This is a genomic window from Bradyrhizobium sp. BWC-3-1, from assembly GCF_032917965.1.
In the GTDB taxonomy this organism is placed as follows: Bacteria; Pseudomonadota; Alphaproteobacteria; order Rhizobiales; family Xanthobacteraceae; genus Bradyrhizobium; species Bradyrhizobium canariense_D.
This window is the reverse complement of the sequence record NZ_CP136625.1, coordinates 3,839,185-3,850,902: the sequence shown is the minus strand read 5'-3', so window position 1 is coordinate 3,850,902 and position 11,718 is coordinate 3,839,185. Positions and strand designations below refer to the sequence as shown.

Below are 11,718 nucleotides of genomic sequence, written 5' to 3'. Positions count from 1 at the left end.
CCGCCTTTCGCGCGCGCTCACTTCAGAGAGATCATGATTGTGCTGAGATTAGCGGCGAATTCCACCCCGGCTTTTGGTCCCTGCAGCACCATCGTGACCCCTTTGTCGTTGCGCAGCTGAGCGCCATTGATGCCGCCGATCAGGGCGGCCCCGCCACCGACCGAGCTGTATGCGCCGGCAAAATCGCTGACCTCTCGAATGCCTGAAGCCCAGCCCTCGAGCCACCCAACGGTAGCGCCGACGGTAAGACCTAGGCTTACCCCGCTGATGCGGAACGGATGATGGCGGCCGCGATAGGTCAGCACGCCGCTCCCAGCGCCACCGCCCACGAGCAGCCCCGCCTTTACGATCTTGATCCGGACCTGCGCGGATGCCTGTGCAAACGACGGGGTCGTCGGGATAAGGAGTGCGAGCAGCACGAGGCGTGCCAAACGCCAAAGAAGCCCACGCAAGATCTGCGTGCGTCGCTCAGGGTTTTGCACCATCCAGCTTCTTCCAGGTCTGGTCCGGATCGAACGCGCTGATGCGGGAAACGAGGACCTTCGTCCGAGGCCCAAGATCCTTCTGGTAGACAACGCCCGCATGGTTGACCAGGAAGGTCATGACGCCGGAATTGCCGTACTCGGCCGGCCAGGCGACCAGTGCGAAACCTCCGATCATCTTGCCGTTGACGACATAGTTCAGCGCGCCGCCTGGCGTGTTCGATCCCTGTCCCTTCAGGATGCGGAAATAGTAGCCATGATAGGGCGCCGGCCCCTCCTCGGCCTTGTAGCCTTCGGCCGAAGCCTGCGCCGCCAATGCACCGAGCGGGCTCGGGTCGTTGTCGTCGCGCCAGAACAACCCGTCCTTCTTGCCGGCACTGCTGACGATGCACTGCGCGTACACGCCAGTACCCTCACCGCGATCCTTGTCGGCGTATTCGTTCTCGGCATCGACAAAGGCGAGACTGGTCTGGATCGCGTCGAGTTCATTGCGGCCGATGCGGCGATACAGGACCTCAATGCGGCCTTCGGCGGTATCGAATTCCCAGCCGGTCCTGGTGTTGACGAGCGGAATCGGGAACGGAAAGTCGTCCGGACCCAACATCAGCACTGCCTTCCTGTTACCTTCCGCCTTGATCGCATGCTTCGCATCATACATCGAGGTGAAGCGTTTCCGGATGTCGACGTCGGCGACCTCGTCGCCGGAGGAAACGATGTCCTCGGCAGCGCTGCCGAGGACTTTCAGGATGGCCCGGTCCGGCCCGCTTTTCACGGCGGCAGCGAGCGCCGCTGCCGCATCCTCCGGTGTCGGATAGGACTGCTGCGCAAGGGATGGCGAGCTCAGGAGCCCCAGCGCAATAATGGCCGGCAAGATGGCGAGACGAAGCGACTTCAATCCCATCATGGGGTCACCTCGCCAGGAATCCGCGCGCCGCTCTCGAGCCAGTCGCGATAGGTACGGAATTTCAGACCGAGCTTTTCGTAATAGACACGGAGATAGCCGTCGGCTCCGCGGGTGACGGCTACCGGCTTCACGTCCTCGACTTCTTGCGCAATGACGCCGACATAGGCCTTGTCGCTGCCGATATAGCTGAAGCGGTAATAACCAAGACCGCTTGCGAGATGGCCGAGCAGAACGACGTCATGCTTCAGCGCGATATCGGAACGCCGTCCGCCGCCACCACCACCACCACGGCCTCCGCCACCCTGGAAGCCTCCGCCGCCGCCTCGGCCGGCGAAGCTCGCACCTCCGCCGCCGCCACCGCGCGGTCCCATGCTCGCCATGCTCGCATGACCACGCGCCGATGCTGCGGCCGCCGAGCGGCCCGACGACACGTTCAGCACGCTTCCGCTACCACCGCGGTTCGCGGCTTTGGCGCCCCCACCCTTGGCGCCGCCCGCTTTAGGGCCAGCACTCTTTGCGCCGGCATTCTTAGCACCACCGCCCTTGGCCGCGCGATCGCCACCGCCTTTGGCGCGATTGCCTCCCGCCTTGGCGCGATCCCCGGCGCCTTGACGGTCGCCACCTCGGTCGCCAGGCCCAGCGCGATCTGCGCCACCAGGCCGATCCTGTCCCGGCTTCAAGACTTGCTGTCCGTCGCGGCCGCGGAAATCCATGCGGTCGGCGGCGCCGGCCTTCAGATTGCTATTGCCGAAGCGCTGCTGAACGTTGGCGTTGTTGTAGCGTACCCCTTGGCGATGCGACGGATTATGCTGCCAGCCAGTTCCGATGTTGGTGGTGCGGTGATTGATATAGACGTTGCGGTTGCCCCAGTTGCAGCCGCCGCCCCAATAATTGCCCCAGCGACCGATGGCCCAGGCCGTGCCGAAGGCGAGACCCGCCGCGACGACGCCTGCGCCGATGTAGGACGGGTAGCCGAAGTAATATGGTGGATACTCGGTGTAGGGCCACGCGCCGTAGACTGTCGCAGGCTCGTAGTACGGCACATACATCGTATCGGGAACCGCCGGCTCGATCACGACCACCTGCCTGCTTTCCTCGGTCTTCACGCTCACCTTCTGCTGCGTGGTGGTCACCAGCTTCTTGTTGTCATAAGCCTTGGTCCGCAGCCGCTGGACCGCATCCATCACATCCGGTTGCTGCGCGAGCACGGCGTCGCCCAGCGCCTTCGTCCAGTCGAGCTTGTCGCTCATCATGGCCAGGACCTCAGCAGTCGAGGCCAGCGCCTTGATGCTGTCATCCCACGGCTGCTTCTCCACTTCTGTCTTCAGGGCATCACCCTTCAGAGTCTTGCGCTCTTTCAGCCAGCGATCGGCCTGAACGACCTCCAGAGGATAGGTGGATGCCGCCAGCACGTTGGCAAGCAACTCGTCGGGGTAGAGCGCAATCGGCGCGACCAGAGCTTCGAGCTGCTCCGGTTTCAGAATTTCTGCGGCTTGCCCGGGGGCATTTGCCTGCTGCGGGCTGGAGGCCGGCGCCTTATCTGCGGTCTGCGCCGCCGCCGCCAGCGGAATCGCGATCACGAGCGCAAGCGCCATCAAGGTCCTGCCGCAGCAAAACATCAGATCCTCCATACACATGTCCCGGCGATCATCCTGATCCGAGACCTGGCATCTGTTGATCGAGATCAAAGAAACGGTGTCTCGTCTCCCACAGCGCGCCGAACGAGCTAGTCGATCAGCTCGGCCTCCATCAGCAAACGTTCCAGGATCGCCAGTCCGAGGGCGTGAACGGCTCTCATGTTGATGACGAGATCGAACCTCGTGGCGAATTGCACCGGGAGACTGCGGATATCGGCCCCGCGGAGGATACGAGCAACATAGCCCGCGCCATCGCGAAACTGCTGCGTCAGGTCGGCACCGTAAGACATCAGCCCGCCATTCACAGCATAGAAGCGGACGGCGAAGATCGCCGGCACGCGGCGCTGGGCCAGCAACGGGATTGCGATGGCGCTCTGAGTACTGAAGAAACCGCCATCCGGCAGCACGACGATCCCGCTGCCATTCCGCGCCGCCGTGTCGATGACCCCCGCGATCTCGGCGCTGCTGCGGACGGCGACGCCGGTAACCGTCATTCGCAGGCGACTTTCCACCTGGTGCGCGGCCTGAAGATAAAGCGGCGCATATGGCGCGGTCTCGGGATTGTACAGAAGCACCGCATTGCTCATGCTGGGCACCAAGTCCTTCAACAGGCTCAGCCACTTCCCGCTCATGGCGTGCTCGTAGAGCGAAAAACCGGTAACATTGCTGGTCGGCCTTGCCAGATCGACGACGAGGCCTGTCCCGACCGGGTCCGAGAGCCCGGCGAAGATGATCGGAATGACCTGCGTTGCAGCCCGCAACGCCCGTGTCGTCGCCGTGCTGGTCGCAAACAGCACGTGGGGTCCGGCGGCAACAAGTTCGCGAGCCTCACGTTCCTGCCATGTCGGATTGGGGCCCGGCCAGCGCACATCGAGTCGGTAGTTCTGATTGGCGATCCAGCCGAGATCGGCGAGACCCTGCTGAAAGGCATCGACGCGCATCTGAGCGCCGCCATCGCCCACCAAATTGCCGGTCAGCACGCCGACCGACGGCATCGGCCGCGGTGCCCCGTCCTGAGCGCGCGCGAAAACCGGACAAGCAGCTGCGGCCCCGACCAAGGCCATGAACTCACGGCGCTTCATTGCCCGTCCGCAATCCCCCGAATGTCCCGCACCTTTCGCATGACGCGATTGCTGAAGGAAGCGGGGCTGGCGGCGGAGGGCTTGATCAAGATCAAGGTAGCTGAGCTTGGGTTCGGCCGTGATTCGACTTGATCTGGAGTGACCACCGTCAGGTGCGGTCAACTGGCTGACCGAGCGCTTGCTCATGTCCGTGCGCGGACAGCAGGATCCGACGGTCGTGAATCAAGCTTTGAAGACGATGCGCAGCGACATTCAATGTCGTGACATCGAGCGCATTCTCGTCTCCTGCAGCGGCCTTGGCGCGCTGGCCCTGGAGCACCCGGTCGATCTCGACCTCGATATCGGACAGTTCGGCCTCCGCCTCCGTCCTGCGTATCCGCGCGCCCAGCGCATACAGCAAGTCCAGGCCCCGTTCGTCTTTAGAGGGATCACGCACCTGAAGGAATTTCCAAGCCGCCGCCAATACGGAGATGAGGCCGCCGAAAATCATGGGCGCGAGGAAGATCGCGTTTCCCCATTCGTCCAGAAAGCTCTGCTGCGTTCCGTTGTAGAATGCTGCGGCGCCAGGATGAACCGGGAGGAAGGCGTCCGAATCCGTGCTCGGCGCGGTCATTTGCGAGAGGATCGGCAATTCGCCGAGCAGGTCCCTGCGCGCCTTCATCAGCGCGTCGGCCAGGCTGCCCGCCACCTCTGCGCTGAGCTGCTTTTGTGCGACCACATAGAACGAAACCCGCAGCGTGGTGAGATCCTCGCTCGGGACAGGCGGCGAACCGCGCAGCGTGCCCTTCGGGACATCGAAGCTTTCATAGGCGCGCTGCTTTTCCGCGATGGCACCAGCCGCCTCGACGGGAAGGAGGACCGGCGCGGTCTTCGGCGTCTGCAGAAAGAGGCCGCGCAAGAGGGCCAGATACTTTTCGGCAAGAGGAACGACGATCAGAATCGCCCGTACCTCCTTGGCATCGAGTGCCCGCCGCGCGTCTGCCGGTTGGAGATTGCGGAATGTCACGTTGGCGCGTCCAAGGCCGTACTCGTCGCTGAGGACGTCGACGACCTTGCGATTCATCTCGCCGCCGATCACGCCGACGCTGGTGCGCTTCAGACCAGCGATTTCGGTAATGGAAGAGCCCGGCGGCGCAACCAGCAGGACAACGGCGTGGGCGAGAACCACGATGGCCTGCGCCTGCGACAGGTCGCCGACGTCGCCGCGGACGACAGCAAGCTCGACCTTTTCCGCCGCAAACTGCTCGGCAGCATCAACCGCATTGGTCGTTTCCACCAGCCTGAGCCGGACCGGGGCGTTCACCACGGCAAGCCGGCTGGCCAGTGCCGAGACCAGACGCGCGGCCTCACCGTCCAGCGATCCAACGGCGATGGTCAGCGTCGTGGGGCGAGAGTACCACCGGTAGCCGAACAGGCCAGCTCCAACCACGAGCACGACAGCGCTGGCTACAATGAAGGATCGAAGCCAGATCGGCATCTTTGTAGGGACCATGTGGCGCTCACAGTGAATCGGACGTCCGGCGGCCGCACGGGCTCATTGACGCCCCGCCCGGCTCAACTGCGGCCTATTGCTGAACCGGAGTGCGATTCAAGCCGAGATCGAACCCAGTCAGTGCCCGCTGAGCACGAGCGTCTTGATCGGCAGCAGCAGCGCCTGGATGCGCAGCAGCAGCGCATGCACCAGCCCGACACCGTCCACGACATGCAAGGCAATGGCGCGGCTGGTACTGGTCTCCTTGGCTGAGATCTCCTCATGATTGCTGGTGTAGGCATTGACGATGCAACTGCTGCCCGGCGTCACGCCTTCGAGGCCGCTCTTGTAAAGCGGCTCCAAGAAGGCGAGGATCGAACCCGGCTTACGTGCATTCTGAGCTTCAATCAATTCCTGGCCAGCCTGGACCTGGCCGGCGGCGATGTAATCCTGCACATCGGTGACAATGAGCGGAATGATGACCCATGGCTTGGAGATGCAGGTCGCTTCTGCGACCATCCCTACCTTCACCACCCCCGCTTCAATCTGTCCAAACCCGGCCTGCAGCCTACCCCTGCCGGCATCCGCCGGTATCAACACGCCGGCTGGTCGCATGATCTGGGCAACGAGATCGCCAGTCCGAACGAGGAACTGTTCGACCCGCCCGTCGACGCCGGCGCGAACGAAGGTCTTGTCGAGATCGACCTGCGCTTCAGCCAGGACCGCCTGGGCGCTCGCCTTTTCGGCTGGCAAGAGCGTTGAAAGCCGCAACGTCGATGACGTCTTGGACGCGGTGGCCGCGTCCACGCCAGCCTGCCGCTGGCTGACCACGACCTGCAGTTTCTCGATATCGCGTTGCGGTACGATACCGGGGTTGCGGCGCTGCAACTCCGTCTTGACGTCCAGCTCGTCCTTCGCCTGCTGAAGGCTGGCCTTCGCTTCCTGGATCTGCGCTTCGGCCTTGACCACGTCGTTTTCGGCGCTTGTCATCGCGGCGTCCACCTCGGTGATCTTGCGCGTGGCCGTCTCCAAAGCTGCCTTCTGCTTTGAACTGTCCAGCCTGAACAGCACGTCGCCCTTCTTCACCGCCTCGCTGTAGCCGACATTGACTTCCGCGACGCGGCCGGAGCCTTCAGGAAGGATGGGGACCGTCCGAAAATAGAGCGCGGCCGAGGTCGTTGACGGGTGAAAGTAGAAGATCATCGTGACCAGCGAAATCGTCAGCATCAGGCAGCCGGTAATGCCCCATCGCAATTCATACCAGATGGAAAAGAAGGTGATCTCCTTGCCGAAACGTTTGCCCTGAGCATAGCGGCGGTAGAGGTAGTCCGGCAGGATGGTCAGGAGGGAGCAGAACATGAGCTCAAACATGGCTGTGTTCCTTTCCCTTGACGATCGGCTTTTCAACCGGCGGCAAGCTGGGGAGTTCTGGCTCGCGACCCTCGCCGGGCGCGGCGTCGGCGATCCTCTCGACCGAGCCTGCGATACTCCGTAGCGGCGTGCCGAAATCTGGCAAGTCGATCATCGCTAGCAGAAGGCCGGCCACCCAGAAAATGTGCATGTGCGTAAAGAGCGAGATGATGCCCAGCACGGCCACGATCTCGAACTGAAGCTTCTGCGACTTGTGGGCCATTCGTTCCGGCAGGCTGTGCAGCTTCCAATAGAGCGTGCCAACCCAGAGTACGGTGCCGATCAGGAAGATCCCCATCACCACCATCAACACGTCCGTGCCACTTCCCGGCGCGAGATAGAACGGCAGATGATGCGGAGCCATCGGATGAAGTTGCTCGCTCAATGGTCGCCTCCACGGAAGGGATCAGGGCGGTTTTCGCGCCGGTTCGTTACCGTGGCCGCGCAGGTGAGAAAATTGCTTGATATGAATCAAAGGTCCGAACGGCGCGAAACCTAGCTTAGCCCTGACTCCGATCCCACAGCAAGCCAGGAACGCACCAATCATGCCCGGCATCGATGAGCTCATTCCCAACGCACTGCAAATTCGCAAGGAAGCTGCGCTCGAGGAAGCCAGAAAGGCCGAGGAATATGTTCGCCTCGCCGCCGCGGCCGAAGCCGAGAAACGCGACTTGATCGAACGGCTGAGCAAACCGTCCGGCAAATCCGAGGAGGAGAAAATCAAGCTCGCCTCGACCATCATCCAGCGCGCGGTTCGCAACGGCCTGACCGAAGTGCAGGTCTATCGCTTCCCGAACACCCTGTGCACCGACAGGGGCCGCGCGATCAACCAAATGGAGGCTGGCTGGGAGAAAACGCTGACGGGAATTCCAAAAGAGATCTTCGAGCTCTGGGCCGAATACCTCAAGCCTCGCGGCTATCGCATCGGCTATCAGGTCATCGATTTTCCCGGCGGCGTGCCCGGCGACATCGGCGTCATCATTTCCTGGGGCGATTGATCACGTTTCGGCCGAGCTAAGAGAAGGCGGAGCGGCATGGCAAAGGATGAAGCCTCAGAGCGGATGAAGCGCAAGGACTACGAGAAGGAGCTCGAAAAGCTCCAGATCGAGCTTTGCCATCTCCAGGATTATGTGAAGGAAAATAGGCTTCGAGTGATCGTCTTGTTTGAGGGCCGCGACGCTGCCGGCAAGGGCGGCACGATCAAGGCGATCACAGAAAAGGTCAGCCCGCGCGTATTCCGGGTGGTGGCGCTGCCGGCGCCATCGGATCGCGAAAAGACGCAGCTTTTCTTCCAGCGCTACATGAAGCAGTTTCCGGCCGGGGGCGAGATCGTGATCTTCGACCGGAGCTGGTACAATCGCGCCGGCGTCGAATATGTCATGGGATTCTGCTCGCCCGCCGAGCACGATCGTTTCCTCGCGCTCTGCCCGCAGATGGAAAAGTACGTCATCGACGGTGGCATCATTCTGATCAAGATCTGGCTCGAGGTCGGGATGGAGGAGCAGGAGCGCCGCTTCAACGCCCGCATCGACGATCCGGTGCGGCAATGGAAGTTGAGTCCGATGGACCTGGAATCCTTCAAGCGCTGGTATGATTATTCGCGCGCGCGCGACCTGATGCTCAAGAAGACGAGCACGAAGGACGCGCCTTGGTACATCATTCGCTCCAACGACAAGCGGCGGGCGCGGCTGAACTGTATCGCGCACATCCTGGAGGCTATCCCGCACAAGCGGATCAAGAAGGACAAGGTGAGGCTGCCGAAGCGTTCCGACAAAGGACGCTACAATGACCAGGCCGGCCTGCGTGGAATGAACTTCGTTAGCGAGCGATATTGACGCCGCGCTCCCGGCTCGGCCCGATCACCTGACCATGCTGCTGAGGGTCCGCTGGACCCGTCAGCAGCACTTTCCTTTAATAGGGGTACTGGTTGGGGCAAACCCAATTGCCGTACGTGTCCTGATAACAACCATTGTTGTAGTTGTTATTGTAGTACCCGTAGGCGCCCGCCGCGGCCGCACCGACGGCAGCAGCTCCGTAAACCGCGCCTCGGTAGCCATATCGCGGATAGCCGCCGGGATAGCCGGCGACGGGGCGGCCGGGACGGCCCGCAACGGGGTAACCAGGACGACCCGGACGACCGGCGATCGGATGGCTCGGCCGCGGACCTCCTGCGTAATGGCGTCCGCCTCCGCCATGGATCCGCCCCGCGTGAACGGCGCCGCCACGATAGCCACCGCCATGAAAACCTCCGGCGCGCATGCCCCCTCCACCTCCGCGATAGCCACCACCGCCGCCCCGGCGGGCGTAGGCGTCATCTGGAATGAGCGTGGCTGTGAGAAGAACGAAGGCCGCAGCCAGAGCGAGAAGATAACGAAACATGGCATGTCCTCCCTCGATATGGGTGCCGTGATCCGCTTCGACGATGCCTCGCGGAACGCGGTTGCACCCGACCTGGCACTGATTTGCGGCCGCTTCCCGACTTACGTGCATGAGAAAAGCAGCGCCATTCAGCTAGAGCGCCGCGACCGCCGAAGCGGCGCGACTGCGGCTCTACCGCTTCAAAGCTATCGTCACGCCCCCCACAGCGGCTGACAGCTCGGCACCGACCTTCGGCCCGCTAAGCTGCAGAATCACGCCGTTGCCGTTTTGCAGCTGAACGGCACCTGCGCCGGCGGCGATGGCACCGCCCGCACCGCCGACAGCGTAGGAGCCTTCGAGCGACTCCGGCCCCCTCAGGTTGAGGGCACGACCGACCAGTTTGGTGGTCGAAGCGCCGATGGTGAAGCCGACGCTCATGCCCGAGACGGTGAAGGGGTATTTGTGGCCGCGATACAGCAGAACGCCCTCGCCCCCACCGACGCCAACGATGAAGCCACCCTTGGTGAAGACAACGGCAACTTGGCCGGTCTCTGCCCGCGATGGCGTGCTGAATCCGGCGACGCATGCCAGCGAGGCGACCAGGGCGGCATAGATAGCGACTTTTCTCATGAGTTTTATTTCCTCTGGTTGTGACGCCGAGCTATTGAGCCAGGATCATTGCGAAGTAGCCGAACACGGTGAGCAGAATGCCTGATACTGCGTAGCCGACCGGGAAGCCGATCCAGGGCACGGAGCTCTGGATTTCCACCGCGGCCTCACGGCACGGCCCGGAGTGAGACCGCGCACCGGCGACGCCGCCCATCAGCACGGCCGGGTTGATCTTGAAGACGTGGAAGCCGATCGCCCAGACGATGAACGGCGGAATCGTGCAGGCAATGAAGCCGGCAACGAAGATCTTCAACGCCACGGCCCCGGTCAGCTGCGCCAGTAGTCCGGCGCCGGCATTGATGCCGACGATGGCGACGAAGACCACGAGACCGAGATCCTCGAGCACATTGCGCGCCGCGTTCGGCGTGTTGCCGAAGAAGCGCAGCCGGGAAACCAGCGACGAGACGATCACGCCGGACAGCAACAATCCACCGGCATTGCCGAGGCCTATCTTGGCACCGAAGGCCGGAAATTCGATCATGCCGATCAGGAAACCGATGATCATGCCGGAGGCGAGCGTCAACAGATCGGTCGAGGTGTTGGTCCGCGCAATGCGTCCCCACATCTCGCCGAGCTCGTTGACGGCCGACTTGATGCCAACCACCGAGACGATGTCCATCCGCTGCAACTCGGTCTTGAGACCGGCGGGGATCTGCACGCCGCCACGCTCTACCTTGGTGACCTGCAACTGGCCGGCAATGGCCGTGTCTCGGAAGGATTCAAAGGTCCGTCCGGCCATCTCCTTGTTGGTGACGAGGATGTCCGCCTGATCCATGGGAATGCCGAGCGCCTTGGCATCGGCAACCTCGGGACCAATCAGGCCCATCTTGTCGGTCAGATGTTCAGTCGCGCCGCCGAGCGCGACGACGTCGCCCTTTTGCAGAACGAGTTCGGGATCGGCGCCCTGGGGTTCTCCGCGCCGCAGCACGTTGACGATGCGGTATTCGGGGTTCATCGTGCGGAATTTGGCAATGCTCATGCCGACCTGGGCCGGATTGTCGAGCCGGTAGGCACGGAGGCCGAACTGCCGGTAACCGGTCAGGCCGCCACCCTCGAGGTCCTTGACGCCGAACTCCTGCTCGTACTGCTTGGCTGCCGCCTTGGCGTCGACGCCCCACCAGCGCGGCAGGTACTTGCAGATCAGGATGATGCCCACGGTGCCCCAGATGTAGGTGATGCCGTAGGACAGCGCGATCATGCCAGACGCGTCCTCGGGCTTCATGCCTTCAGGCAGCTTGACAACGCCGGAGGTGATGGCCTGCTCGGCCGAACCGATCGCGGCCGACATGGTCTGCGACCCCGCCAGCATGCCACCGGCAGCTCCGATCGGCAGTGCGAAAAGCTTTGCACATATGACGACAAGCGCCAGACCGAGCACGCTCGACACGAGGGCCAGGATGCAGAATTTGAGCCCATCCCCCTTCAGGCTGTTGATAAAGGACGGGCCGACACGCAGGCCGACGCCATACATAAACAGGTAGTAGAACAGGCTCTTGGCAAAGTTGTTCAATTCGAGCTTCACGCCATAGATCGACGCCCACACAGATAAGCCAGCGCCCACCACGATGGCGCCGGCGACCATGCCGAGGCCGTAACCCTTAATGCTGGCCCGGCCGATCCAGACGGCGAGGCCAACGACGAAGAACAGCAACAGAAACGGGTTCTGCTGCAAGAACGTGAAAAAGCTCTGCATGTCCGTCCCCTT

The 11,718-nt window shown here is 62.7% G+C and carries 12 protein-coding genes; 2 read left to right on the top strand and 10 right to left on the bottom strand.

The genetic code is table 11. The features are described 5' to 3' along the window. Positions 1-17: 17 nt before the first annotated feature. From RX329_RS18600 to RX329_RS18570, 7 genes are all read right to left on the bottom strand, one after another. Complete coding sequence (locus RX329_RS18600; RefSeq protein WP_317246298.1) at positions 18-485, bottom strand: hypothetical protein; 468 nt, start codon at positions 483-485, stop codon at positions 18-20. Then, positions 469-1,386, bottom strand: coding sequence for a DUF2950 domain-containing protein (locus RX329_RS18595; RefSeq protein WP_317246297.1), 918 nt, complete (start codon positions 1,384-1,386; stop codon positions 469-471). The genes RX329_RS18600 and RX329_RS18595 overlap by 17 nt, the downstream gene beginning before the upstream one ends. After that, positions 1,383-3,005: a DUF3300 domain-containing protein gene (locus RX329_RS18590; protein ID WP_317246429.1), complete on the bottom strand. Its 1,623-nt coding sequence runs from the start codon at positions 3,003-3,005 to the stop codon at positions 1,383-1,385. Before RX329_RS18590 ends, RX329_RS18595 begins: the two co-directional genes overlap by 4 nt. Before the next feature lie 107 nt (positions 3,006-3,112). Further along, on the bottom strand, positions 3,113-4,105 hold the full coding sequence (locus RX329_RS18585) for an ABC transporter substrate-binding protein (protein WP_317246296.1): 993 nt from the start codon (positions 4,103-4,105) through the stop codon (positions 3,113-3,115). 148 nt (positions 4,106-4,253) lie between these two features. Next, positions 4,254-5,597 (bottom strand): TAXI family TRAP transporter solute-binding subunit, encoded by a 1,344-nt coding sequence (locus tag RX329_RS18580; protein ID WP_317246295.1) that lies wholly within the window; start codon positions 5,595-5,597, stop codon positions 4,254-4,256. 117 nt (positions 5,598-5,714) lie between these two features. Then, on the bottom strand, positions 5,715-6,947 hold the full coding sequence (locus tag RX329_RS18575) for an HlyD family secretion protein (protein ID WP_317246428.1): 1,233 nt from the start codon (positions 6,945-6,947) through the stop codon (positions 5,715-5,717). Further along, the gene (locus RX329_RS18570) at positions 6,940-7,350 is read right to left on the bottom strand and encodes a hypothetical protein (protein WP_007592955.1); all 411 of its coding nucleotides are present in this window, start codon (positions 7,348-7,350) and stop codon (positions 6,940-6,942) included. Before RX329_RS18570 ends, RX329_RS18575 begins: the two co-directional genes overlap by 8 nt. Positions 7,351-7,531: 181 nt before the next feature. Between RX329_RS18570 and RX329_RS18565 the strand changes: the two genes are divergently transcribed. Next, entirely contained in the window at positions 7,532-7,984 is a 453-nt protein-coding gene (locus RX329_RS18565; protein WP_317246294.1) for a hypothetical protein, read from the top strand. 36 nt (positions 7,985-8,020) lie between these two features. Then, on the top strand, positions 8,021-8,821 hold the full coding sequence (gene ppk2 / locus RX329_RS18560) for a polyphosphate kinase 2 (protein ID WP_317246293.1): 801 nt from the start codon (positions 8,021-8,023) through the stop codon (positions 8,819-8,821). A 76-nt stretch (positions 8,822-8,897) separates the two neighbouring features. Here the strand turns inward: ppk2 and RX329_RS18555 are convergent, their stop codons facing one another. From RX329_RS18555 to RX329_RS18545, 3 genes are all read right to left on the bottom strand, one after another. Continuing rightward, on the bottom strand, positions 8,898-9,365 hold the full coding sequence (locus RX329_RS18555; protein ID WP_317246292.1) for a hypothetical protein: 468 nt from the start codon (positions 9,363-9,365) through the stop codon (positions 8,898-8,900). Positions 9,366-9,536: 171 nt separating this feature from the next. After that, positions 9,537-9,974, bottom strand: coding sequence for a hypothetical protein (locus tag RX329_RS18550; RefSeq protein ID WP_317246291.1), 438 nt, complete (start codon positions 9,972-9,974; stop codon positions 9,537-9,539). 31 nt (positions 9,975-10,005) lie between these two features. Then, a complete protein-coding gene (locus RX329_RS18545) occupies positions 10,006-11,706 on the bottom strand; it encodes a transporter (protein WP_317246290.1) in 1,701 nt (566 codons plus the stop codon). Between the last annotated feature and the right edge of the window lie 12 nt (positions 11,707-11,718).